Raw genomic sequence first — 25,682 nt, 5'->3', positions numbered from 1 at the left:
TGATCGGGTCAATTACGGCCGGCGTCCGCCGCCAGCCAGTATAATGTTCGGTTCAAACCAACATTCCTGGCCCTTTAATCATCATGCAAGATAAATATAGTCCCGCCGACGTCGAACAAGCCGCCCAATCCCACTGGAAAGCGATCGACGCTTACCGGGCCGTCGAACACGACCCGCGTTTCCCCAAGGGCAAGTACTATGCTTGCTCGATGCTGCCTTATCCGTCCGGCAAGCTGCACATGGGGCACGTGCGCAACTATACGATCAACGACGTGATGTACCGCTACCTGCGCATGAACGGCTACAACGTGCTCATGCCGATGGGCTGGGATGCGTTCGGCATGCCGGCGGAAAACGCGGCGATGCAGAACAAGGTGCCGCCGGCCCAGTGGACCTATTCGAACATCGCCCACATGCGCCAGCAGATGGAATCGATGGGCCTGGCCATCGACTGGTCGCGCGAAATGACCGCCTGCACGCCCGAGTACTACAAGTGGAACCAGTGGATGTTCCTCAAGATGCTGGAAAAAGGCGTCATCTACAAGAAGACGGGCACCGTCAACTGGGACCCCATCGACCAGACCGTGCTGGCCAACGAGCAGGTGGTCGACGGCCGCGGCTGGCGCTCGGGCGCGCCCATCGAAAAGCGCGAAATCCCCATGTACTACGCGCGCATCACCGACTACGCCGAAGAGCTGCTCGACTATGTCGACAATAAACTGCCCGGCTGGCCCGAGCGCGTGCGCGTCATGCAGGCCAACTGGATCGGCAAATCGGTGGGCGTGCGCTTTGCCTTCCCGCACACCATCACCGGCGCCGACGGCCAGCTGATCGACGACGGCAAGCTGTTCGTATTTACCACCCGCGCCGACACCATCATGGGCGTCACCTTCTGCGCCGTCGCCCCCGAGCACGCGCTGGCCGCGCACGCGGCGGCCAGCAACCCGGCCCTGGCCGCCTTCATCGCCGAGTGCAAACTCGGTTCCGTCATCGAAGCGGACATGGCGACGATGGAAAAGAAGGGCATGCCCACCGGCCTGTTCGTCAGCCACCCGATTACGGGCGAGGCCATCGAAGTCTGGGTCGGCAATTACGTATTGATCACCTACGGCGACGGCGCCGTGATGGGCGTGCCCGCGCACGACGAGCGCGATTTTCTGTTCGCCACCAAGTACGCGCTGCCGATCAAGCAGGTCGTCGCCATTGACGGCGAACAGTTTTCGCTGGCCGGCTGGCAGGAGTGGTACGGCGACAAGGAGCGCGGCGTGCTGGTCAACTCTGGCACCTACGATGGCCTCGACTACACGGCGGCCATCAACGCCATCGCCGGCGACCTGGTCGAACGGGGCCTGGGCGCGAAAAAAGTCACCTTCCGCCTGCGTGACTGGGGCATCTCGCGCCAGCGCTACTGGGGCACGCCGATCCCGATGATCAACTGCGCCGAGTGCGGCGCCGTGCCGGTGCCGGAAGCGGACCTGCCCGTCGTGCTGCCCGAGGACTGCGTCCCCGATGGCAGCGGCAACCCGCTCAACAAGTATGAAGCGTTCCTGCAGTGCGACTGCCCCCAGTGCGGCAAGCCGGCGCGCCGCGAGACCGACACCATGGACACCTTCGTCGACTCGTCCTGGTACTACATGCGCTACACCTCGCCCGGCTCGACCGAGGCCATGGTCGACGCCCGCAACGATTACTGGATGCCGATGGACCAGTACATCGGCGGCATCGAGCACGCCGTCATGCACCTGCTGTACGCGCGCTTCTGGACCAAGATCATGCGCGACATGGGCCTGGTCAAGTTCGACGAGCCGTTCACCAATCTGCTCACGCAGGGCATGGTGCTCAACGAGACCTATTACCGCGACGACGCCGGCAAAAAAACCTGGTTCAACCCGGCCGACGTCGACCTGGTGCTGGACGACAAGGGCCGGCCGCAGTCGGCCGTGCTGCTCAGCGATGGCCAGCCGGTGGAAATCGGCGGCACCGAAAAAATGTCGAAGTCGAAGAACAACGGCATCGACCCGCAGGCGCAGATCAGTCAATATGGCGCCGACACCGCGCGCCTGTTTACCATGTTCGCCTCGCCGCCGGAGCAGACGCTCGAATGGTCCGACAGCGGCGTCGAAGGCGCCAGCCGCTTCCTGCGCCGGGTGTGGGCATTCGCCCATGCGCAGGCGCCGAAGGTGGCCTCGGAGCTGGCCGCGCCATCGGCCGACGGCTTGAACGACGCGCAAAAAACGCTGCGCCGCGAGCTGCATAAAATCCTCCAGCAGGCCGACTACGATCTCAAGCGCATCCAGTACAACACCGTGGTGTCGGCCTGCATGAAGATGCTCAACCTGCTCGAATCGGCCAAGCTCGACGAGGGCAACGCCAGCAATGCGGTGATCGCCGAAGGCCTGTCGATCTTCCTGCGCGTATTAAATCCCGTGGCGCCGCACATCACCCACGTGCTGTGGCAGGAACTGGGCTTTGGCGCGCGCGATGGCGACATCCTCGACGCCAGCTGGCCGCAGGTTGACCCGCTGGCGCTGGAGCAGTCGGAAATCGAAATGATGGTGCAGGTGAACGGCAAGCTGCGCGGTGCGGTGCTGGTGCCGAAGGGCGCCGACAAGGCGGCCATCGAGGCGCTGGCGCTGGCCAGCGAAGCGGCCGTGCGCTTCATGGACGGAGCGACGCCGAAAAAGGTGATCGTCGTGCCCAACAAACTCATTAACATTGTGGTGTAAGCGATGACCGTGCTCCGTTCGACCTTCCTGCGCCATGGCGCCGTGCTGCTGCTGGCGCTCGTGGTGGCCGCCTGCGGCTTCAAGCCGCGCGGCGCGAACGGGCAGTACCGGATTCCCTTCCACACGATTTACCTGGGCTTTGCGGAAACCTCGCCGCTGGGCGTGGAACTGCGCCGCAACCTGCGCGGCCTGGAAGGCGTGCAGGTGGTCGACGATGCCGGCAAGGCCGAGGCCAAGGTCGATGTCGTCTCCGAGTCGCGCGGCAAGGTGATCCTGTCGCTCAACAGCCAGGGCCGGGTGCGCGAATACCTGCTCACCTACACGCTGGTGTTCAAGGTGCGCGACAACAAGGACGCCGAGCTGCTGGGCCCCACCGAAATCAGCCTGAAGCGCTCGATCGCCTTCAACGAGAACCAGACGCTGGCCAAGGAGTCCGAGGAAGTGCTGCTGTACCGCGACATGCAGTCCGACCTGGTGCAGCAGATCCTGCGCCGGCTCACGGCCATCAAGCCCCAGTAAGGCCGGGCCAACTTATGCAGCTTCGGGTCGACGCCCTCGACGCCCACCTCGCCAGGTCGGTCGCGCCGCTGTACGTCATCAGCAGCGACGAGCACCTGCTGGCGCTCGAGGCGGGCGACCGTATCCGCCGCGCCGCGCGCGCCAACGGCTACACCGAGCGCGACGTCCTCACCGTCGAGCGCACCTTCAAGTGGGGCGAGCTGCTGGCGGCCAACCAGGCGCTGTCGCTGTTCGGCGACAAAAAGCTCATCGAACTGCGCATCCCCACCGGCAAGCCGGGCAAGGAGGGCGGCGCCGCCCTGCAGGCCTACGCGAAAGATCTCAGTCCCGACAACCTGACCCTGATCACCCTGCCCAAGCTGGACTGGCAGACCGCCAAGGCGGCCTGGGTGGGCGCCCTGCAGCAGGCCGCCGTCTACATCGAGATTCCCGTCGTCGAGCGCAGCGCGCTGCCGGCCTGGATCGGCATGCGCCTGTCCAGCCAGGGCCAGTCGGCCGATCGCCAGGGCATCGACTTCATCGCCGAGCGCGTCGAGGGCAATCTGCTGGCGGCGCACCAGGAAATCCTCAAGCTGGGCCTTCTGCACGAGCCGGGAAAACTCAGTTTCGAGCAGATCCACGACGCCGTCCTCAACGTGGCCCGCTACGACGTTTTCAAATTGTCCGAGGCGATGCTGGCGGGTGACTGCGCGCGCCTGGTGCGCATGCTCGAAGGCTTGAAGGGAGAAGGCGAGGCGTTGCCGCTGGTGTTGTGGGCGGTCGCCGAAGAAATCCGTACGCTGCTAAAATTGAAGGCGGCGATGGCGCAGGGCCGGCCGCTGGGCATGCTCCTCAAAGAGCTGCGCATCTGGGGGCCGCGCGAGCGGCTGATGGAGCCGGCGCTGCGGCGCCTGTCGCTGGCCACGCTCGAACAGGCCTTGCAGGACGCCGCCCAGGTCGACAAGCTCGTCAAAGGCTTGCGCGCCAGGGGCCTGGCCGGCGACGCCTGGGATGCGATGCTGCAGCTGGCCCTGAAGGTGGCCCGTTGAACGCGCCCATGCCAACTGTCTCTGTTATCAAGATAAAGTGAACCGCCCGATGAATATTGCCCACTACATGGAACAGGTCGGCCGCCAGGCGCGCAGCGCCGCGCGCGCCATGGCCAAGGCCGATACCGCCACCCGCAACCGCGCCCTGCTGCTCATCGCCGCCGCCGTCGAACGCGACGCCGCCCTGCTGCGCGCGGCCAACCAGCGCGACCTCGACGGCGCCACCGCCGCCGGCCTGGCGCCGGCCCTGGTCGAACGGCTGGCCTTGTCCGACAAGGCGATCGCCACCATGGTCGAAGGCTTGCGCCAGATGGTGGCGCTGGCGGACCCGATCGGTGAAATCAGCAACATGAAATTTCGCCCCAGCGGCATCCAGGTGGGCCAGATGCGCGTGCCGCTGGGCGTGATCGGCATCATCTATGAAGCGCGCCCCAACGTCACCGTCGACGCGGCCGGCCTGTGCATCAAGAGCGGCAACGCCACCATCCTGCGCGGCGGCTCGGAAGCGATTCACTGCAACCGCGCGCTGGCCGCGATCGTCGCCGAGGGCCTCGAAGGGGCGGGCCTGCCCGCGCACGGCGTGCAGATCATCGACACCATCGACCGCGCCGCCGTCGGCGCCCTGATCACCATGCCGCAGTACGTCGACGTCATCGTGCCACGGGGAGGCAAGGGCCTGATCGAGCGCCTGATGCGCGAAGCGACGGTACCGATGATCAAGCACCTCGACGGCATCTGCCACGTCTACATCGACGCCAAGGCCGACCTGGACAAGGCGGTGCCGATCGCCGTCAACGCCAAGTGCCACCGCTACGGCACCTGCAACACCATGGAAACGCTGCTGATCGACCGCGCCATTGCCGCCTCCGTGCTGCCGCTGCTGGCGCCGCTGTACCTGGAGCAGGCGGTGCAATTGCGCGCCGATCCCACCGCGCTGGCGATCCTGCACGCAGCCGGCTACCCGCTGCTGGCCGCCGCCACCGAAGACGACTGGGCCACCGAATACCTGGCGCCGATCCTGGCCATCAAGACCGTCGATGGCCTTGACGAAGCGATCGACCATATCAACACCTGGTCCTCGCATCACACCGACGCCATCGTCACCGAAGACTATACCGACGCCCTGCGCTTTCTGCGTGAAGTCGATTCGGCGTCCGTCATGGTCAATGCCTCGACCCGCTTTGCCGACGGATTCGAATACGGCCTGGGCGCCGAGATCGGCATCTCCAACGACAAGCTGCACGCGCGCGGTCCCGTCGGTCTCGAAGGCCTGACGTCCCTGAAGTACATCGTATTCGGCCACGGCCAGGTACGCGTTTGAGCTGCACCTGACCCTACTGGACCCCCATGCTCTGGATTAAAGCGTTTCACATCGTCTTCGTCGCCTCCTGGTTCGCCGGGCTGTTTTATTTGCCCCGTATCTTCGTCAACCTGGCGCTCGAAAGCGAGCCGGCGGCCACTGCGCGCCTGCTGCTGATGGCGCGCAAGCTGTACCGCTTCGCCTCGATCCTGATGGTGCCGGCGCTGGTGCTGGGGATCTGGCTGTGGCTGGGCTACGGCTTCAAGGGTGGCTGGCTGCATGCCAAGCTGGCGCTGGTGCTGCTGGCGGTCGGTTACCATCACGCCTGCGGCTCGCTGCTCAAAAAATTCGAACGTGGCGTCAACCTGCGCACCCACGGCTGGTACCGCTGGTTCAATGAAGTGCCGGTTATTTTGCTGATCGCGATCACCATTCTCGTGGTCGTCAAACCATTCTAAGGAAGCGGCGATGTCCAAGACCACCATTTATTATCTGGCGCCCCATTCGCCGTGGACCTACCTGGGCCACGCGCGCTACGTCGCCATGGCGCGCGCCGCCGGCGCCCGCATCGACATCAAGCCGTGCGACATGGGACGGGTGTTCGCCGCCTCGGGCGGTCTGCCGCTGGGCAAGCGCTCGCCCCAGCGCCAGGCCTATCGCCTGGCCGAACTGGCGCGCTGGGCGGCGCACCTGGGGCTGCCGCTGAACGTGCAGCCGACCTGGTTTCCCGTGCCGCCCGACGCCGCCGCCAAACTGATCATCGCCGCCCGCACCAGCCTGGGCGGCGAGGCGGCGCTCGAACTGGCCGGCGCCATCATGCACGCCTTGTGGGCGGACGACAAAAACATCGCCGACGACGCCACCCTGGCCCACATCGCCAGTGCCTGCGGCTTCGACGGCGCCAACCTGGTGAAGTCCTCGCAAACGGCCGGCGTGCAGGCCGAGTACGAAAAAAACACCGACGACGCGCTCGCCGCCAATGTGTTCGGCGCGCCCTGGTACATCGTCGACGGCGAAGGCTTCTGGGGCCAGGACCGGCTCGACTTCGTCGAACGGGCACTGGCGAAACAAGCCTCTCCACAGTCTTAGCGCAGTTGTTGTAACGCGGGGAGGGCGCAGGCGCCTTCCCGTCATTTCATTGTAATTAACGGATAAAGGGAACCCCTGATGGCCTCATTTTTTTGTCCTTGCCCACGCGGCATGGAAGCGGCGCTGGCCGAAGAGCTGGGCGAAATCGCCCAGTTGTCCACCACCATGAAGGTGCACAACCAGGTGCCGGGCGGCGTGCACGCCTCCGGCCACCTGCTCGATAGCTACCTCATGAACCTGCACTCGCGCATCGCTTCGCGCGTGCTGATGCGCATGGCGCAGTCGAGCTACGCCAACGAAAACGATATCTACGACCTGGTGCTGGCCCAACCGTGGGAAGATTTTTTCACGGTGGACCACACCATCCGCGTCGACGTCACCGCCGTCAAGTCGCCCCTGCGCAGCCTCGAATTTACCACCCTGAAAATCAAGGACGCCGTCTGCGACCGCTTCCGCGACCAGTTCGACAAGCGTCCCTCGGTCGACACGCGCGCGCCCGACATCCGCATCGTCGGCTTCCTCGACGCGCGCAACTTCACCATCTATATCGACACCTCGGGCGAAGCGCTGTTCAAGCGGGGCTGGCGCGAAGAGACGGGCGACGCGCCGCTGCGCGAAAACCTGGCCGCCGGCATGCTGCGGGTGGCTGGCTGGAAGCCGGGCACGGTGCTGTTCGACCCCATGTGCGGCTCCGGCACCATCCTGATCGAAGCGGCGCAGATGGTGCAAGGCATCGCCCCCGGCGCGCGCCGCAGCTTCGCCTTCGAAAAATTCAACGACTTCAAGGCTGCCCCGTGGCAAGCCATGAAGGACGCCGTCAAGACCAATCCGCTGCCGTCGGAAGCGACCATTTTCGGCAGCGACATCTCCGGCGACATGGTCGCCATGACGCGCCACAATCTGAAAGTGGCGGGGATCGAATTCGACATCCCCCTGAAACAGATCGAGGCGCAGGAAGTCAAGCCGCCCACCGACCATCCGGGCATCTTGCTGACCAACCCGCCGTACGGCGAGCGTATCGGCGTGCGCGGCGACAGCACCATGGCGCCCGACGAGATGGCGCAGGCGTTCTATAGTTCGCTCGGCACCACCCTCAAGCAGCGCTTTGCCGGCTGGACCGTGTTCCTGTTCACCGCCGACCTGTCGCTGCCCAAGCTGCTGCGCCTGAAAGAAGCGCGCAAGACGCCGTTCTTCAACGGCGCCCTCGAATGCCGCCTGTTCCGCTTCGACATGGTGGCCGGCTACAACCGCCGCGAAGAGGCCAAGCCGAAGCAGGTCTGAATGTTCCCCGAGCCGCCGGCCAGTCTGCCGAAAGACCCCGTCATCCCGGTGCCGCTGCCGCCGGTGCACCGTATCGCCATGCTGGGCGGCGTCGCGCTGGCGATGCTGCTGGCCGGGCTGTCGATGCTGGGACCGTTTTCGATCGACGCCTACCTGCCCGCCTTTCCGAACATCGAAGCGGACCTGCACGCCAGCGCCATCGAGGTCCAGCAGACCCTGTCGGCCTACATGCTGGCGTTTGCCGGCATGGTGCTCTGGCACGGCGCGCTGGCCGACGCCTTCGGCCGCCGCAAGGTGATCCTGGCGGCGCTGATCGTGTTCGCCGTCGCCACCTTCGGCTGCGCCGCCTCCCATTCGGTCCATTACCTGTGGGTGTTCCGGATCATGCAGGGGGTCTCGGCGGGGGCCGGCGTGGTGATCGGCCGCGCCATCATCCGCGACCTGTACACGGACGCACCGGCGGCGCGCCTGCTGTCGCTGGTGACGATGATCTTTTCGATCGCCCCGGCGGTGGCGCCCGTGCTGGGCGGCCTGATCGTCAAGTACACCGACTGGCGCATGATTTTCCATTTTTTGCTGGTCTACACGCTGCTGCTGTTCTGGGTCTGCTGGCGCTATCTGCCGGAAACGCTGCCCGTGGCGCAGCGCCAGGCCTTCAATCCCGGCTACCTGGCCCGCAATTACTCGAGCATCTTCAAGTCGCCCCTGTTTCACCTCAAGTCCGGCGTCATCGCCTGCAATTTCGCCGGCCTGTTCCTGTTCATCACGGCCGCACCCGTGATGCTGCCCGTGCACCTGGGGCTTGGCCCCGACCAGTTCGCCTGGCTGTTCGTGCCCTCCGTGTCGGGGATTTTTCTGGGCGCGCTGGCTGCCAACCGCTGCGCCGGCCGGATGGGCTTTGCGCGCCAGATCGGCATCGGCTTCGGCTTCCTGCTCGCCGCCGCCAGCGCCAACGTGCTCTATCACCTGTGCTTGCCACCGGCGCTGCCGTGGAGCGTGCTGCCAATGTTCTTTTATACCTTCGGCATGTCGCTCGTCGCCCCCGGCGCCACCCTGCTCACGCTCGACCTGTTTCCGCACATTCGCGGCACCGTCGCGTCCTGCCAGTCGTTCGAAGTGACCTTGCTGGGCGCGCTGGTGGCGGGCGTGATCGCGCCCTTCCTGTCCCATTCGGTGCTGTGGCTGGCGCTGGGCCAGCTGGCTTTTTGCAGTGTGGCGCTGGCACTATGGATAGCGGCGAGGCAATATCGGCGCCGTTTGTCGAGGCAATCCCCGGGCTAAACCGCCCTCGCTGCGCCAAACACCACAGTTTGCCTGAAATGATTATTCCCATATAGAAAGCTTGTGTATATATGCTAAGATCGTTGTGTTATTAACTCGACCAAGGCCAAAAAGCTGCTTTGTCCGAGGCGTAAATACACATGTCGTGGCCGTTTTATCCAGGCGGCCCCCCGGATACATTCCCTTCGATTATTGGCGGCGTGCCTGAGATAATGCAGCAAACAGACCACGATATTCGCAATCGCCTGTTGATTGCCCGTCTGCCGGCGATGCCGCAGATCCTCATCAAGTTGCTCGAGCACCTGCAGGCCGACGATCTTGGCATGGCGGAGCTGGCCGCGCTGATCTCCAACGATGCGGGGATGACGGCGAAAATCCTCGCCGTTGCCAATAGTTCGGCCTACCACCGCGTGCACCGCCAGGTGGGCCTGGAGCCGGCCCTGATGGCCCTTGGCACCGACATGATCAAGACGCTGGTGATCAGCGAGTCGGTGTTCCAGACCTTTAATAACTTCCCCCATTCGGGCAGCACCGATCTGCGCGGTTTCTGGAAAACCTCGCTCACCGCCGCCGTCGTCGCCCGCGATGTCGCCAAGCGCATGGACTACCCGCACGTCGAGGAAGCCTACCTGGCCGGCCTGCTGCACAATGTGGGCCGCTTGGCCCTGCTGGCGACGGCGCCGAAGGAATACGCCTTCAATTTCACCGCGCGCGACGACGACGACCTGTGCGCCGTCGAACAGCGCACGCTGCAAATTACCCACTCGGAAGCGGGTGCCTGGCTGATCGAACGCTGGCACCTGGACTCCTTCCTGGCCGACTCGGTGCTGTACCACCATGAGCCGATCGAACGGCTCGAGGCGGCCCATCCGCTCATCCGCATCGTGCGCCTGGCCCATTTGCTCAGCCACCCGGCCGACCACCAGGACGACGACACGGCCATCGCCGCCGGCGCCGGCCTGTGCGCGCTGGGCCTGGACGACGTGATGGCGATTGCCGTCGCCGCCGCCCGCCAGGTGGAAAAATCGGCGGCGCATCTGGGCATCGACCTCGCCGGCGCCGACGACATCCCCACCCCGCCGGCCTATGCGCCGCCGCCTGACCCGGTGCGTCAGCGCCTGTCCGAGGAAGTGCGCAACCTGGTGCTGGTGTCGGAAGTGGGGCAGACCTTCGCCCGCCAGCAGGGCGAGGCAGGACTGCTCGAAGCGATGACGCGCTCGGCGCGCATCCTGTTCGACTTCGACAACGCCGTCATCCTGCTGGAAAATCCCACCGGCCAGGCGCTCGTCGGCATGCCGTCCGGCGCCCAGCAGCGCATCGCCGAATTTTCGATCCCCCTCAACCGCGGCGGCGTTGTCGCCGCCGCCGCGCTGGCCAGGAAGCCAGCCTTCGTCAAGCGCGACGCCCAGTCGCTGGGGCTGGCCGAGGAGCAGCTGTTTCGCTTGCTGGGTACCGACAGCCTGGTGTGCGTGCCGCTGGCGACCGGCGCCCGTTCGCTGGGCGTCATGATCGGCGGCCTGGCCGCCTGGCAGGTGCCGGCATGCCAGAAGCGCGAACGCTTCATGCTCGCCTTCGGCGCCCAGGCGGCGACGGCGCTGGACGCTGCACTGGCCGAGCGGGGCCAGGCCCACCGCCAGCTGGCCCACGCCGCCGAGGAATACCGCGAAGCGTCGCGCCGCGTGGTCCACGAAGTGAACAATCCCCTGTCGATCATCAAAAATTACCTGAGCGTGCTCGATAACAAGCTGGCCCGGCGCGAGCCGGTGGTGGGCGAAATGTCGATCCTGAACGAAGAAATCGACCGCGTCGGCCAGCTCATCAACGGCCTCGCGGACCTGCAGCCCAGCGCCAGCGAGGGCGCCGCCAACGTGGCGCGGGTGGCCGACGACGTGCTGCGCCTGTTCCGCGCCACCGAATTCGTGCCCGCCGGGGTGACGATGACGGCGTCGATGTCCGACACCAGCGCCGAGATCGACGGTGACGCCGATGTGCTCAAGCAGATCCTCGTCAACCTGGTCAAGAACGCCGTGGAAGCGCTGGACGGGCACGGCAAGATCGACATCGCCAACCGCGGCCACGTGGTGCGCGACCGCACCCTGTACGTCGACCTGGTGGTGGCCGACAACGGCCCCGGCATGTCGCAGGAGGTGCTCACGAACCTGTTTTCGCCCGTGCGCAGCGCCAAGGAAGGCAAGCACCACGGCCTGGGCCTGTCGATCGTGCACGGCCTGGTGAAAAAAATCGGCGGCACCATCAGCTGCCGCAGCGGCGCCGCCGGCACCAGCTTTGAAATTTTGCTGCCGGCCCGCGGTCCGGCCGGCGCCGTGGCCGCACGCTCGCGGGCGATGGACTCGATCTAGGCGATGATCAACTTGAACGCACAGGCAAGCGCCCCCATGGTCCCCGATACCGAGCACGGCGAGCAAGCTGCGGCGGGCGCGCTGGCGTCCTACGCCGAACGCGCCGACAGCCGCAAGCAGCTGCCGCGCATCCTGCTGGTGGATGACGAGCCGCGCCTGCTGTCGTCGCTGTACGAGCTGCTGCGCGACCGCGACTACCACCTGTTTACCGCCGCCTGCGGCGCCGAAGCGCTGGCGCACCTGGAAAAAACCAGTTTCGACCTGGTGCTGCTGGACCTGCGCCTGCCCGACATGAGCGGCCATGACATCATGGACTTCATCAACCAGAAGGGCTTCGACGCCGACGTCATCGTCATGAGCGGCGAAGTGGGCATCGACGCCGCCATCGGCGCCCTCAAGCGAGGTGCCTACGACTACCTGCGCAAGCCCTACAGCCGCGAAGAGCTGCTCAAGACAGTGGCCAATGCGCTGCAGCAGCGCCGCCTGGCGGCCGCCAACCTGCAGATCGCCTCGCAGCTGGAAAACTCGGAAAAGCTGTACCGCTACCTGGTCGACAGTTCGCCCGACATCATCTATACGCTCAACCACGAAGGCCGCTTCACCTTCGTCAACGACCGCGCCTACCAGTTGCTGGGCTTTTCGCGCGAGGACCTGATCGGCAAGCATTACTCGATCCTGGTCCATGAAGAAGATCTCGAGCGCGCCCGCTACGCCTTCAACGAGCGCCGCGTCGACGAGCGCGCCTCGCGCAACGTCGAACTGCGCCTGAAGTGCCACGCCGGCGGCAGCGCCGACCGCACCTTCAACAACACCCTGATGACGATCTCGCTCAATTCGATCGGCATGCACATCCCCGACAACGAGGTGACGCGGCTGGAGTTTTTCGGCACCTATGGCGTGGCGCGCGATATCACCGACCGCAAGCGCGCCGAAGAGCTGATCTCGTACCAGGCCTACCACGACATCCTCACCGACCTGCCCAACCGCATGCTGTTCAAGGACCGCCTGGGCCTGGCCGTGATCCAGGCCAAGCGCAAGATGACGGAACTGGCGGTGATGTTCATCGACCTGGACCGTTTCAAGCTGGTCAACGACACCCTCGGCCACGTCAAGGGCGATGAACTGCTGCAGCAGGCTTCGGTGCGCCTGAAAGAGTGCCTGCGCCGGGGCGACACGCTGGCGCGCCAGGGCGGCGACGAATTTACCATCGTGCTGCCGGAGCTGCGCGACCGCGACGACGCCAAGCTGATCGCCGACAAATTCCTCGAATGCCTGCAAAAGCCGTTCGACCTCGACGGCCACGAAGTGCATATCTCCGCCTCGATCGGCATCGCCATCTACCCCACCGACGGCGAATCGATCGACGAACTGCTGCGCCACGCCGACATCGCCATGTACCAGGTCAAGGCGCTGGGCAAGAACGGCCACAGTTTTTATCACAACTCGATGCTCGACATCTCGCACCAGAAGATCGCGCTCGAGCAAAGCCTGCGCAAGGCGCTCGAGCAGAACGAGCTGGAGATGCATTACCAGCCGCAGATCGACGTCATCACGGGCCGCATCATCGGCGCCGAAGGCCTGATGCGCTGGAACCACCCCGTGCGCGGTTTGCTGACGGCGGGCGAATTCCTGCCGTTCGCCGAGGAAAACGGCCTGATGCTGCCGATCTCGGACTGGATGATCGGCGCGCTGTGCCGTGACATGTTGCAGTGGAACGCCAGCGGCAACGAGGCGATCCGCCTGTCGCTGAACCTGTCGCCCCAGTACCTCGACCGCGGCGACTTTTTCGAGAAGATGCGCGGCGCGCTGGTGCGCTACGGGATTTCGCCGGCCCAGATCGAGGTGGAAATCACCGAAAACATCTGCATCCGCAATCCCCAGTACGCCATCGAGCAGTTGAACAAGCTGTGCCAGCTGGGCGTGTCGGTGGCCATCGACGATTTCGGCACCGGCTATTCCTCGCTGTCCTACCTGCACCGCTTCCCCATCCACACCATCAAGATCGACCAGTCCTTCGTCAAGGAGATCCACGACGAACACGGCCACTATCCGGTGATCCTGGCGATCATTTCGATCGCCCGCGGCCTTGGCCTGCACCTGATCGCCGAAGGCGTCGAGACGGACGTGCAGGCGCGCTACCTGAAGTCGAACGGCTGCCTGACCATGCAGGGCTATCTGTACCACCGGCCGATTCCGCTGTCGCAGTTCATCGGCTTGCTGGGCGAGCAGGGCAGCGCCAGGACGGCGCCGCCGCAGGTGGTGGCGCCGGCGTCGCACCGCCTCGTGATGCCGAGCTGAGCGGCGATGTCCCATCCCGGCGCACCGGCGCGTCCCGACGGCCGCCACACGTCCGAATTCCTGCGCATCAAGGCGCTGGCTGAAAAGGGCGTGGCCAGCGCCCAGCATTCGCTGGGCTTCATGTACGTCAACGGCCAGGGCGTGCCGCAAAACTTCGAGCTGGCGGTGGCCTGGTACCGCATGGCCGCCACTTCCGGCCTGGAGCAGGCGCAGTACAACCTGGGCGTGATGTACCAGAAGGGCCAGGGCGTGGGCCAGGATTACCCGCAGGCGCTGGCCTGGTACCAGCGCGCCGCCGAACAGGGGTATGCGGCCGCCCAGTACAACCTGGGCTGGCTGTATGCGAAAGGCCAGGGCGTGCCGGTCGACGTCCACCGCGCCATGCACTGGTTCAGCCAGGCCGCCAGCCAGGGCGATCCGGGCGCGCAGAACAACCTGGGCATGATGTACGAAAGCGGCAAGGGCGTGCCGCAGGATTTCAGGCTGGCCATCAGCTGGTACCGCAAGGCGGCGGAACAGGGCTACGCGCGCGCCCAGTTCAACCTGGCCCTGCGCTACGACAACGGCCAGGGCGTCCAGCAGGATCGCCCGCAGGCGCTGGCCTGGTTCCGCAAGGCCGCCGAGCAGGGCTACGCCCCCGCCCAGTTCAATCTCGCCTTGCGCCATGAACGGGGCGAGGATGTCGCCCTCGACATGGTCAAGGCCGTCAACTGGTACCGCAAGGCGGCCGCCCAGGGCCATGCCAGTTCGCAGTTCAACCTGGGCCTGATTTACGACGGCGGCCAGGGCGTCGAACGGGATGAAAGCGTCGCCCTCGGCTGGTTCCGCCAGGCCGCCGACCAGGGTCACGCGGGGGCCCAGGACAACCTGGGCCTGCGCCACGAATACGGCCAGGGCGTCGAACGCAACGCCGCCCGCGCCGCCCACTGGTACCGCAAGGCCGCCGTACAGGGTTTCGCCAGCGCCCAGTATCACCTGGGCCAGCTTATCGACAGCGGCCTTGGCGCCGACGGTGTCGACGCCGACCGCGCGCAAGCGGCCGCCTGGTATCGCAAGGCGGCCGAGCAGGGCCATTTGCGCGCCCAGTTCGACCTCGGCCTGTGCTACGAGAGCGGCGCCGGGGTCGACGCCGACATGCAGGCGGCGCTGCACTGGTATCTGCGCGCGGCCGAACAGGATTACGCCGCCGCCCAGTACAAGGTGGGCGCGCTGTTCGACCGCGACGACAGCGGCGGCGCCGACCAGCATGCCTGCGACTGGTACACCAAGGCGGCCCGGCAGGGCCACGCGCTGGCGCAGTTCGCCCTCGGCCTGCGCCACGACAGCGGCCAGGGCGTGCCACGCGACTACGCCGTCGCGCACGCCTGGTACCTCGCTGCCGCGCGCCAGGGCCACGCCAGGGCCCAGTTCAACCTGGGCCTGATGTACCTGAGCGGGCAGGGCGTCGCCAGCGATGCCCTGTACGCCACCTTGTGGCTGCAGCGCGCCGCCCACGCCGGCCTGGCCGGCGCCGAGCGCTACGCCAGCCAGGCCAGCGCCCGCATGAACGATCTGCAGCGCGAGCGCTGCCAGCGCGAGCTGCTGCAGGCGCAACCGTCTTTCACCGCGCCTCCCGCGCCAACCCACGCTTGACCGCCGCTCGCGCGGCCGGCGTCTCGACTGCCCCTTCCATGAATCTTCGTCCGCTCTGCCTCTGTCTCGTCCTCGCCTTCGGCGCCCAGGCCGCCCACGGCGCCACCGCGCCCCTTGCCGCACCGGTGACATTCGACCGCGCCGCCTACGCCATCGCGCACCAGCGCTTCGTGCTGCCCAACGGCCTGACCCTGATCGTCCACGAAGACCACGCGGTGCCCATCGTCGGCGTCAACCTGTGGTACCACGTCGGCTCGCGCAATGAAAAACGGGGCAAGACGGGCTTCGCCCACCTGTTCGAACACTTCTTCTTCAACGGTTCCGAAAACTACCCGCACGGCTTTCGCGAGGCGATGGATGACCTGGGCGCCAACAACCGCAACGGCACCACCAACACCGACCGCACCAATTTTTTCGAGGACGTGCCCACCTCGGCGCTCGAGCGCACCCTGTTCCTCGAATCGGACCGCATGGGCTTCCTGGCCAACTACATTTCGAAGGAGATGCTCGAGCGCGAACGGGGCGTGGTGCAAAACGAAAAGCGCCAGGGCGAAAACCAGCCCTACGGGCGCGTGCGCAGTGAAATCAGCGCAAAGATGTACCCGTATTCGCACCCGTATTCGTGGTCGACCATCGGCAGCATGGACGACCTCAATGCCGCTTCGCTCGACGACATCAAGGAGTGGTACCGCACTTATTATGGACCGAACAATGCGGTCATTTCGCTGGCCGGCGACATCACCCCGGCACGCGCGCTCGAGCTGGTGACGAAGTATTTCGGCGAGATTCCCCCGGGGCCGCCGCTGCCCCGCCTGGAAACCTGGATCCCCGCGCTGGAACACAATATCCGTGACGAGATGGCCGACCAGGTGCCGCAGGTGCGCATCACCCGCAGCTATCACGCGCCGGCCTGGAAGGACCCGCAGGTGGCGCACCTGGAACTGTTCGCCGGCGTGCTGGCCGGCTCGAAGAGCGCGCGGCTGGACCGCCGCCTGGTCTACGACAAGGCCATGGCCACCGGCGTCAGTGCATCCGTCAACGACGGCGAACTGGCCAGCACCCTGAATATTTCGGTGATGGTCAAGCCGGGCGTGGAGCCGCTGGCGGTCGAACGCGAACTCGACGCGGTGCTGGCCGAGCTGATCGAGAAGGGGCCGACGGCGGCCGAACTGGCGCGCGTCAAGACGGTGAACCTGGCCGATTTTTCGCGCTCGATCGAACGCCTGGGCGGCTTTGGCGGACGCTCGGACGTGCTGGCCGAAAGCATGACCTACGGCGGCGCGCCGGACGCCTACCTGGACCGCCTCGAGCGGCAGGCCAACACCACCTCCGCGCAAGTAAAGGCGGTCGCCCGCGACTGGCTGCGCGCGCCCTTTTACACGATGACGGTGCGGCCCTTCCCCAAGCTGGCGGCGACCAGGCCGGTGATCGACCGCAAGGTGCTGCCGGCGCTGGGCGAGACGCCTGACGCGACGTTTCCGCCGATCGCCCGCGCCACCTTGGGCAACGGCGTCAAGGTGATGCTCATCGAGCGCCATGGCGCGCCCATCGTCCACGTCGCGCTGGCGCTCGACGCCGGCGCCGTCACCGACAGCGCCGGCAAACCGGGCACCGCCTCGCTGGCGCTCGACCTGATCGACAAGGGCAGCACCACGCGCAGCGCGTTTGAACTGGCCGAGGGTTTCGAGTCGCTGGGCGCGCGCCTCACGGCCGGCGCCGGCCTGGAAACGGCGCTGGTGCGCCTGCAGACCACCAGCGCCAAGCTGGCGCCGTCGCTGGCGCTGATGGCCGATGCCGCACTGCGTCCGGCCTTCGCCCAGGACCAGTTCGCCTTGGCCCAGCAGCGCCGCCTGGCCACGCTGGGGCAGGAGCGCGCCCAGCCCGCGGCGCTGGCCGCGCGCCTGATGCCCGGCCTGCTGTACGGCGCCGGCAACGGCTACGGCCGCCCGGTGCTGGGCAACGAGGCGGGCATCAAGAGCGTGACGCGCGCCGACCTGGCGGCCTGGCACGCGGCCTGGTTCACCCCGGCCAACGCCACCATCGTCGTCACCGGCGACACCACGCTGGCGAAGGCCTTGCCGGCGCTCGAAGCGAGCTTCGGCGGCTGGCGCGGCGGCGCCGTGCCCGCCCGCGCGGCGATTGCCGATGGCCGCGCCGCACCGGCGCGCATCTACCTGGTCGACAAGCCCGACGCGCCGCAGTCGATCATCGCCGCCAGTGAGCTGTCGCAGCGCCACGGCCAGCCGGAAGACCTGGCCATGGAGATCGTGATGAGCAATTTCGGCGGCATGGCCACCTCGCGCCTGAACCGCAATCTGCGCCTGGACAAGCACTGGAGCTACGGTACCTCGGGGCGCCTGACGGACGTGCGCGGCGAACGCGCCTTCAATATCGTCGCGCCCGTGCAGACCGACAAGACGCGCGAAGCGATGCTGGAAGTGGCCAAGGAAATCCGCGGCGTCGCCGGCGAGCGCCCACTGGTGGGGGCCGAATACGACAGCATCATGCGCAGCATGCGCGCGCGCCTGGCGGGCCGCTTCGAAACCGTGGCGGCGCTGGAGTCGGCCGCCCTGAGCAGCCTGAACCTGGGCCTGGCGGACGACTACTGGCAGGGCTACGCGGGCAAGCTACGCGCGCTGACGGCGCCCCAGCTGGCGACGGCGGCGAGCAAATTCGTCAAGCCCGACAACATCACCTGGCTGATCATTGGCGACCTGCGCAAGATCGAAGCGGGCGTGCGCTCGCTCAACTGGGGCGAGGTGGTGGTGCTCGACAGCGAAGGCAAGCCGCTGCGCTGACAGCAGCGCTAGCGCGTGCCGGGGCGGCTTGTGCTGTTCCAGGTTTGACCCGGCAATCGTGCGCCGCACCGTGCGCCCTGGTGTAAAATACTGTACATACATACAGTAAATTTTACATCATGGAACTCACGGATAAACTGGAAATCCTCGCCGACGCGGCCAAGTACGACGCCTCCTGCGCCAGCAGCGGCGCGCCCAGGCGCAGCTCCATCGGCAAGGACGGCATCGGCGCCACCACGGGCATGGGCATTTGCCACAGTTACACGCCGGACGGTCGCTGCGTGTCGCTGCTCAAAATCCTGCTGACCAATTTCTGCATCTACGACTGCCAGTACTGCGTCAACCGCCGCACGTCCAATGTGCCGCGCGCCCGCTTTGCCGTCGATGAAGTGGTCAAGCTCACCATCGATTTTTATCTGCGCAATTATATCGACGGCCTGTTCCTCAGTTCCGGCATCATCCGCTCGGCCGACTACACCATGGAGCAACTCGTCGAGATCGCCCGCCAGTTGCGCGAGGTGCACCAGTTCCGCGGTTACATCCACCTCAAAACCATCCCCGACGCCGACCCCGCCCTGATCGCCCTGGCCGGCAAGTATGCGGACCGTCTCAGCGTCAACATCGAGTTGCCCACCCAGGACAGCGTGCAAAAGCTGGCGCCCGAAAAAAGCGTGCACACCATCAAACTGGCCATGGGCGCCATCCGCCAGCGCCTCGACGAAAAAGCGCAGGAGCCGAAATCGCCCCGTTTCGCGCCGGCCGGCCAGAGCACGCAAATGATCGTCGGCGCCGATGCCAGCGACGATCAAACCATCTTGTCGACGGCCGAAACGCTCTACAACAGCTACAAGCTCAAGCGCGTGTACTACTCGGCGTTCAGCCCCATTCCCGACAGTCCGAAAAGCGTGCCGCTGGCGCCGCCGCCCATGCTGCGCGAGCACCGCCTGTACCAGGCCGATTTTCTGTTGCGCAGTTACGGCTTTGTCGCCAGCGAGTTGCTGCCCGCTTCCGGCGGCAACCTGGCGCTCGACATCGACCCGAAACTGGCGTGGGCGCTGGCGCACCGCGAACACTTTCCCCTGGACCTCAATCTGGCCGACGCCAGCATGATTGCGCGCGTGCCGGGCATTGGCCTGCGCAACGCCCGGCGGCTGGTGGAATTGCGCTGCCTGCGGCGCATCCGCTATGTCGATCTGGCGCGCCTGCGCTGCAGCATGAAAAAAATCGCGCCGTTCATCGTCACCGCCGACTACGCACCCGTCAATGGCGCCGCCACCTCCGAACTGCTGCGGCGCTCGCTCACCGAGCAGCCCACGCAACTGAGTTTATGGACGCAATTGCAAGCGGCCTGAGGGCCCTGGACGAGCTCGCCGGCAGGGTTGCCGCCGGCGAAGCCGTGCCCGTGCCCGTGCACGACTTCGCCAGCTGGCGCGAGGCGGCCCGCGCTTTGCTGGCCGCCGCGGTGCCGCCGCATGCCATTGACTGGCGCACCGCCGGTCAGGCGGGCGACCTGTTGACGGGGGCGGGCGGCGGCGCTGATGCCGGCGCCGCCACCGCCGATTTGTTTGCCCAACCCGTGCTCACGCCGCCCACACCGGCCACGCCACCGACTCCGGCCACAGCGGCCACGCCACCGACTCCGCCCACACCGGCCACGCCACCGACTCCGCCCGCGCCGCCCGCCCCGAAGCCGCCCGCGGCGGGCGCGCCCGTGCGCATCCCGCGCCAGCTGATGGACATGCTGCAGCAAGCCGCCTGCTGCCGCGTGCCCGACCGCTGGGCCTTCCTGTACCGCGTGCTCTGGCGCTGGCAGCATGGCGAGGCGGTGGTGCTGTCGGCCGCCGACGAGGACGGCAGCCGCCTGCACGGCATGGTCAAGGCGGTCAAGCGCGAACAGCACGACATGCACGCCTACATCCGCTTCCGCGAGCGGGGCGAGGGCGCCGGGCCGCCCCGTTTCGTCGCCTGGTTCGAGCCCGCGCACGACGTGCTGCCCCAGGTGGCCCAGCACTTCGCCGGTCGCATGGGCAAGGTCAGCTGGCTGATCGCCACGCCCGAGGCGAGCGTCATGTGGGACGGCGTCGCGCTCCACTTTGCCGGGCCCGTGCTGCGCAGCCAGGCCGCCTTCGACGATGCGGGCGAAGCGCTGTGGCTGACCTATTACCGCAGTATTTTCAATCCGGCGCGCCTGAACGAGAAACTCCTGAAAAGCCATATCCCGTCCCGCTTCTGGAAAAACCTGCCGGAAGGCCAGGTGGTGCCGGACATGGTGACGCAGGCGGCGACCGGGATGCGCCGCACGGGGCAGACGGCGTCGGTGGGCCAGCGCCACGGCACCACCATTGCCATCGCACCGGAGCAGGCGCAGCCGCAGCGTGATGTCCCCACCTCGCTCGACCAGTGCCGCCGCTGCGAACTGTGGCAGCATGCCACCCAGGCGGTGGGCGGCGTCGGCCCCGGCCACGCGCGCATCATGCTGGTGGGCGAGCAGCCGGGCGACCAGGAAGACCTGGCCGGCACCCCCTTTGTGGGGCCGGCCGGGCAGCTGCTCGATCGCGTCATGGACGAGGCGGGCGTGGAGCGGCGCGCCGTTTATCTGACCAACGCCGTCAAACATTTTAAATGGATGCCCCGCGGCAAGCGGCGCCTGCACAAGACCCCCGCGCAGCGCGAAATCGATGCCTGCGGCGTCTGGCTCGAGCGGGAGCTGGCCCAGGTCCGGCCCGTCGTCGTCGTCGCGCTGGGCAGCACGGCCTTGAAAGCCGTGCTGGGCAACAGCCACGCCACCCTCAAGGACAGCCTCGGGCAAGCCATTGCGCACCAGGGCCGCTGGGTGGTGCCGGTGTATCACCCGTCCTACGTGCTGCGCGTGCCAGACGAGGCCAGCAAGCGCGAGGCGACGCAACTGATGATCGCGGGCTTGCGGCTGGCGCAGCGGCTGGTGGACGACGGCGCCGCGCCCCCATAGGAAAGACGCAGGCGCAGGCAAAAAAAAGCCGCCCCGGCGGGCCGGGGCGGCTTTAGACGAACATGGTGCGCGACCGACGATCGATCAGGCGGCGGCAAGCACCTCTTCGGCCACTTCGGCAGGCACATCGACGGGCTGGCGGATCAGGTAATCGAAGGCGCTCAGGGCCGCCTTCGAACCTTCACCGGCGGCAATGACGATCTGTTTATATGGCACCGTCGTCACATCGCCCGCGGCAAACACGCCGGGCAGGCTGGTGTGGCACTTGGCATCGATGACGATCTCGCCGAACTTGCTCAATTCCAGCGTCCCCTTGAGGAACTCCGTGTTGGGCACCAGGCCGATCTGCACGAACACGCCTTCGAGCGCCACGTGGTGGATCTCGTTGCTGACCCGGTCCTTGTAGCTGATGCCGTTGACCTTGCTGCCGTCGCCCGTGATCTCGGTGGTCTGGGCGTTGACGTGGATGGTCACGTTGTGCAGGCTGCGCAGCTTGTTGACCAGCACGGCGTCGGCCTTGAGGGCGTCGGCAAATTCGATCACGGTCACGTGCTGCACCAGGCCGGCCAGGTCGATGGCCGCTTCGATGCCGGAGTTGCCGCCACCGATGACCGCCACTTTTTTCCCCTTGAACAGGGGGCCGTCGCAGTGGGGGCAATACGCCACGCCCTTGTTCTTGTACTCGGCTTCGCCGGGCACGTTGACGTTTCTCCAGCGCGCGCCCGTCGAGACGATCACGCTGCGCGCATGGAGCACGCCACCGTTGGCCATGTGCACGGACACCAGGCCGCCCGGCTTGGTCGCCGGCACGATCTTGTCGGCCCGCTGCAGGTTCATGATGTCGACATCGTAGTGGCGCACTTGCGCTTCCAGCGCCAGGGCGAATTTCGGGCCGTCCGTCTCGAGCACCGAAATGTAATTTTCGATCGCCATGGTGTCGTTGGTCTGGCCGCCGAAACGCTCGGCGGCGACGCCGACCCGGATGCCTTTGCGGGCGGCATACACGGCCGCTGCCGCGCCGGCCGGGCCGCCGCCCACGATCAGGACGTCGAACGGGGTTTTTTCGTTCAGCTTCGTCGCTTCGCGGTCGGCCGAATGGACGTCGAGCTTGCCGACGATTTCTTCCAGCGTCATGCGGCCCGAACCGAACAGGGCGTCATCCTTGAACACCATCGGCACCGCCATCACCTGGCGTGCTTCGACTTCGGCCTGGTACATGCCACCATCGATCACGACGGTATTGATCTGCGGGTTATAAATCGCCATCAGGGCGGCGGCCTGCACCACGTCCGGGCAGTTATGGCAGGAGAGGGACATGTACACCTCGAAGTTGCCGCCGGCGAGCGTCTTGATTTGTTCGATGACTTCAGGGGCCACCTTGGGCGGGTGGCCGCCCGTCCACAGCAGGGCCAGCACCAGCGAGGTGAATTCATGGCCCAGGGGAATGGCGGCAAAGCGCACGCCACGGCTTTCGCCTTGCCTGGCGATCAGGAATGAGGGCGAGCGGGCATCGCTGCCCGATTCGTCGACCGTCACCTTGTCGGACAGGCTGGCGATGTCGAGCAGCAGCGCGCGCAATTCGGCGCTCTTGGCGCTGTCATCGAGCGTGGCAATGAGGGTAATCGGGGTACGCAGGTTCTGTAAATAAGCCTGCAATTGGGTTTTGAGCGTAGCGTCAAGCATGTCGATATCCGTAAAGTTGTTTTGAAGTCAGCCTTGCAGTTCAACCGCGCGCGTCTCTACTACGATGTTGTGACACGGGAGGGTGGCAAGGCAGCGCACCCTCCCGTCAAACTGCATTAAATCTTGCCGACCAGGTCCAGCGATGGGGTCAGGGTAGCAGCGCCTTCATTCCACTTGGCAGGGCACACTTCGCCTGGGTGAGCGGCGACGAACTGGGCAGCCTTGAGCTTGCGCAGGGTTTCCTTGACGTCGCGGGCGATGGCGTTGTCATGGATTTCCAGGGTCTTGATGACGCCATCCGGATTGACGACGAAGGTGCCGCGCAGTGCCAGGCCTTCTTCTTCGATGTGCACGCCAAAGCCACGCGTCAAGGTGTGGGTTGGATCGCCCACCAGTGGGAACTGGGCCTTGCCGACCGCTGGCGAGGTCTCGTGCCAGACTTTGTGCGAGAAATGGGTGTCGGTGGTGACGATGTACACCTCGGCGCCCACCTTCTGGAATTCGGCGTAGTTGTCAGCCGCATCTTCCACTTCGGTTGGGCAGTTGAAGGTGAACGCGGCAGGCATGAAAATGATGACCGACCACTTGCCCTTGAGGCTTTCGTTGGTGACTTCGATGAATTTGCCGTTGTGGAAAGCTTGGGCTTTGAAGGCGGGTACTTGGGTATTGATCAGAGACATGTGAAATCCTCGTGTGCAGTGGGTCGGTTGATAAAAACTATCGAATGAGAAGAACTCATTGAAAACATGATACATCAGATTCGCGGCGCGCCTGATTGGTAGTTTCAATCGCTGCGATTGGAAATGCTATCGGCGCCGGGGCCGTTTCCGTTTTCTGTAACGATGCCCCGGAGCGGCTTACCTGGTATTGCCGCCGCTACCGACCGACCACGATGGCCGTATCTGCCGTGCCCACCTTGAACACGCTCACCACCTGCGTCAGCGTGCTCGCCTGCGCCTGCAGCGAAGCGGCGGCGGCGGCGGCCTGTTCGACCAGGGCCGCATTTTGCTGGGTAACGGCGTCCATTTGCATGATCGCCTGGTTGATCTGGTCAATCCCCACGCTCTGTTCCTGGCTGGCCGCCGTGATATGCCCCATCACCTCGGTCACCCGATTGACGCTGTCGACGATCTCGCGCATGGCTGCGCCGGCGCTGTCGACCAACTCGGTGCCCGCCTGAACCGCGCCGACCGACTCGCCGATCAGGTGTTTGATGTCCTTCGCCGCGCTCGCCGAGCGATGCGCGAGGTTGCGTACCTCGGCTGCGACAACGGCAAAGCCGCGCCCCTGCTCGCCGGCGCGCGCCGCCTCGACCGCCGCGTTGAGGGCCAGGATGTTGGTCTGGAAAGCAATGCTATCGATGACGCCGATAATTTCCCCCATCTTCTTGCCGGAAGCGCCAATGGCGACCATGGTGTCGACCACCTGCCCCACCACTACGCCACCATTGACGGCGATGTCGCGGGCCCTGACGGCCAGTTGATTGGCCTGGCGCGCGCTGTCGGCACTTTGCCTGACGGTCCCCGTCAGTTCTTCCATCGCCGCGGCCGTTTGTTCGAGCGAACTGGCTTGCTGTTCCGTGCGCGCCGACAGGTCCAGGTTGCCGATGGCGATCTGGCTCGATGCCGTCGCGATGGTATCGGTGCCCTTGCGCACCTCGCCGACGATGGTATGCAAACTGCCGCGCATGGCCATCAAGGCCTGCAGCAAGCGGGCCGTCTCGTCCGTGCCAGTCACCACCAGCGACCTCGTCAAATCACCGGCCGCCACGGTTTGCGCGATATGTATTGCGCGGCGCAAGGGCTCAGTGATCGAGCGCCCGATGCGCCACGCCACCAGTGCCCCCACCACCATGCTCAAGGCGCTCAGCGTGCTGACCATGGTAACGCTGTCCGCATAGGCCGTGGCGACCTGCGCGCCCGCCTGCTTCATGAGCGTCGCTTGAAACGTCGCCGATTGGTCCAGGGCAGCGAAATAGCGTAGTTGCTGAGGGCGTAGCGTCGTCATGAGCAACTCCTTCGCCACCTCGAATTGTTCGTCCCTGATTGCGCGCATAAATAGTTCCTGAGCAGGAAAATAGAGCTTGCGTTCTCGCATGACCGCGCTCAATAGCACGCGCCCGTCGGCATTGTGGATGTGTTGATCCAGGTAATCGAGCTGGCGGTCGATGTTGCGATTATCCGCATCGATCTGGTTCAACTCCGCTGCAATGTGCCGTGCCTCGCTCATCAGCAGCGTGTTGCGCATGGAACGGGCAATTTGATTGAGGTTGTTCTTGATGTCGGTGATGGCGACGATTTTCGGGTATCGGTCGTCCAGCGTCAACGCGCTTTCCGTGTGCATCATGTGCAAACGGCCCAGGCTGAACAGGGCGACGCCAAGGAGCAAGGCGAGAAGGGCGGCGAAGCCCATGGCGAGGCGTACGCTAACGTTCAGCTTGGAGATTTTCATGGTGTGGGCGATTGCGGTGGCAGTGGCAGTGGCAGGGGGCCGGAAGCGGCTGCGCGCAGCCGCCGATGCGGCGTTGGACGGGACGTCGTCGTCAACCGGCAAGGATAAGGGACAGCTGGCGGTCTTCGGGCAAGCGAATTTCCCATTGGAAACAAGGAATTTCCCCGCCTGGGCAATTTCCCTGGTGCCGTGACAAATCGCCCGCGATGGCGTGCCGGTACGCCCGCAAAAATGATGCACAATGCTTGCATGTTAAGAAATCTTCCCC

The 25,682-nt window shown here is 65.7% G+C and carries 17 protein-coding genes; 14 read left to right on the top strand and 3 right to left on the bottom strand.

The window, feature by feature from the left end:
* The first annotated feature begins 83 nt into the window (after window positions 1–83).
* The 14 genes from leuS to ACP7EY_RS01715 all read left to right on the top strand — a co-directional run bounded on the left by leuS (window position 84) and on the right by ACP7EY_RS01715 (window position 21,280).
* A complete protein-coding gene (gene leuS / locus ACP7EY_RS01780; protein ID WP_426189833.1) occupies window positions 84–2,726 on the top strand; it encodes a leucine--tRNA ligase in 2,643 nt (880 codons plus the stop codon).
* Window positions 2,727–2,729: 3 nt separating this feature from the next.
* Window positions 2,730–3,245, top strand: coding sequence for an LPS assembly lipoprotein LptE (gene lptE / locus ACP7EY_RS01775; RefSeq protein WP_426189831.1), 516 nt, complete (start codon window positions 2,730–2,732; stop codon window positions 3,243–3,245).
* 14 nt (window positions 3,246–3,259) lie between these two features.
* Window positions 3,260–4,273, top strand: coding sequence for a DNA polymerase III subunit delta (gene holA, locus ACP7EY_RS01770; RefSeq protein ID WP_426189829.1), 1,014 nt, complete (start codon window positions 3,260–3,262; stop codon window positions 4,271–4,273).
* Between the two features lie 49 nt (window positions 4,274–4,322).
* Complete coding sequence (locus ACP7EY_RS01765; RefSeq protein WP_426189827.1) at window positions 4,323–5,594, top strand: glutamate-5-semialdehyde dehydrogenase; 1,272 nt, start codon at window positions 4,323–4,325, stop codon at window positions 5,592–5,594.
* A gap of 26 nt (window positions 5,595–5,620) precedes the next feature.
* On the top strand, window positions 5,621–6,031 hold the full coding sequence (locus ACP7EY_RS01760; protein ID WP_426189825.1) for a CopD family protein: 411 nt from the start codon (window positions 5,621–5,623) through the stop codon (window positions 6,029–6,031).
* A gap of 10 nt (window positions 6,032–6,041) precedes the next feature.
* Window positions 6,042–6,662 carry a 2-hydroxychromene-2-carboxylate isomerase gene (locus tag ACP7EY_RS01755; RefSeq protein WP_426189823.1) on the top strand — a complete coding sequence of 207 codons (621 nt, stop codon included), beginning with the start codon at window positions 6,042–6,044 and terminating at the stop codon, window positions 6,660–6,662.
* 78 nt (window positions 6,663–6,740) lie between these two features.
* Window positions 6,741–7,943, top strand: coding sequence for a THUMP domain-containing class I SAM-dependent RNA methyltransferase (locus ACP7EY_RS01750; RefSeq protein WP_426189821.1), 1,203 nt, complete (start codon window positions 6,741–6,743; stop codon window positions 7,941–7,943).
* A complete protein-coding gene (locus ACP7EY_RS01745) occupies window positions 7,944–9,224 on the top strand; it encodes a multidrug effflux MFS transporter (protein ID WP_426189819.1) in 1,281 nt (426 codons plus the stop codon).
* A gap of 212 nt (window positions 9,225–9,436) precedes the next feature.
* Window positions 9,437–11,584 carry an HDOD domain-containing protein gene (locus ACP7EY_RS01740; protein ID WP_426189817.1) on the top strand — a complete coding sequence of 716 codons (2,148 nt, stop codon included), beginning with the start codon at window positions 9,437–9,439 and terminating at the stop codon, window positions 11,582–11,584.
* Between the two features lie 36 nt (window positions 11,585–11,620).
* A complete protein-coding gene (locus ACP7EY_RS01735; RefSeq protein ID WP_426189815.1) occupies window positions 11,621–13,882 on the top strand; it encodes a putative bifunctional diguanylate cyclase/phosphodiesterase in 2,262 nt (753 codons plus the stop codon).
* 6 nt (window positions 13,883–13,888) lie between these two features.
* Entirely contained in the window at window positions 13,889–15,514 is a 1,626-nt protein-coding gene (locus ACP7EY_RS01730; RefSeq protein ID WP_426189813.1) for a tetratricopeptide repeat protein, read from the top strand.
* A gap of 38 nt (window positions 15,515–15,552) precedes the next feature.
* The gene (locus ACP7EY_RS01725; protein WP_426189811.1) at window positions 15,553–18,312 is read left to right on the top strand and encodes a M16 family metallopeptidase; all 2,760 of its coding nucleotides are present in this window, start codon (window positions 15,553–15,555) and stop codon (window positions 18,310–18,312) included.
* Window positions 18,313–18,431: 119 nt separating this feature from the next.
* The gene (locus ACP7EY_RS01720) at window positions 18,432–19,664 is read left to right on the top strand and encodes a putative DNA modification/repair radical SAM protein (RefSeq protein ID WP_426189809.1); all 1,233 of its coding nucleotides are present in this window, start codon (window positions 18,432–18,434) and stop codon (window positions 19,662–19,664) included.
* Window positions 19,640–21,280, top strand: coding sequence for a UdgX family uracil-DNA binding protein (locus ACP7EY_RS01715; RefSeq protein WP_426189807.1), 1,641 nt, complete (start codon window positions 19,640–19,642; stop codon window positions 21,278–21,280). Before ACP7EY_RS01720 ends, ACP7EY_RS01715 begins: the two co-directional genes overlap by 25 nt.
* An 84-nt stretch (window positions 21,281–21,364) precedes the next feature.
* Here ACP7EY_RS01715 and ahpF read toward each other — a convergent pair whose 3' ends face one another.
* The 3 genes from ahpF to ACP7EY_RS01700 all read right to left on the bottom strand — a co-directional run bounded on the left by ahpF (window position 21,365) and on the right by ACP7EY_RS01700 (window position 25,654).
* A complete protein-coding gene (ahpF, locus tag ACP7EY_RS01710) occupies window positions 21,365–22,963 on the bottom strand; it encodes an alkyl hydroperoxide reductase subunit F (protein ID WP_426189805.1) in 1,599 nt (532 codons plus the stop codon).
* A 116-nt stretch (window positions 22,964–23,079) separates the two neighbouring features.
* The gene (gene ahpC / locus ACP7EY_RS01705; protein WP_426189803.1) at window positions 23,080–23,643 is read right to left on the bottom strand and encodes an alkyl hydroperoxide reductase subunit C; all 564 of its coding nucleotides are present in this window, start codon (window positions 23,641–23,643) and stop codon (window positions 23,080–23,082) included.
* A gap of 196 nt (window positions 23,644–23,839) precedes the next feature.
* The gene (locus ACP7EY_RS01700) at window positions 23,840–25,654 is read right to left on the bottom strand and encodes a methyl-accepting chemotaxis protein (protein WP_426189801.1); all 1,815 of its coding nucleotides are present in this window, start codon (window positions 25,652–25,654) and stop codon (window positions 23,840–23,842) included.
* Between the last annotated feature and the right edge of the window lie 28 nt (window positions 25,655–25,682).

This window comes from Massilia sp. DWR3-1-1, from assembly GCF_049898325.1.
Classification (GTDB): domain Bacteria; phylum Pseudomonadota; class Gammaproteobacteria; order Burkholderiales; family Burkholderiaceae_D; genus JAFCUW01.
Note: the sequence above shows the minus strand (reverse complement) of the source record. Positions and strands in the feature narration are given on the sequence as shown.